We start from the raw sequence: 260 nt of genomic DNA, 5'->3' as shown, positions 1-260 counted from the left end.
CGGCGGCGCCGGGATCATGGCGACGATCTTCCTGGCGATAGCGGTCATTGTGCTGGGGGCGACGGATATCGGACGCTACTATGCCGAACGACGCCATATGCAGTCGGCTGCCGATTTGGCCGCGCTTTCTGCTGTTACGCAGGCCGCCAGCGACGCCACTTGCACGGCAGCAACGACTGCGGTCAATCAAGTGACGAACGTGCCGGCAAGCTTGCTGTCGGGAACATCGACGGCTACCGTGACGTGCGGCATCTGGAGCC

General features: G+C 63.5%; 1 protein-coding gene. It reads left to right on the top strand.

The genetic code is table 11. From position 1 onward, the window contains the following. Positions 1 to 16 precede the first annotated feature (16 nt). The coding region (locus tag ACZ2XM_RS15565) for a pilus assembly protein TadG-related protein (RefSeq protein WP_490619025.1) at positions 17 to 260 on the top strand (244 nt) is incomplete at its 3' end.

This window comes from Psychrobacter sp. CoH-33_TS_01, from assembly GCF_058189395.1.
This window is presented reverse-complemented; position numbering and strand designations above follow the sequence as displayed.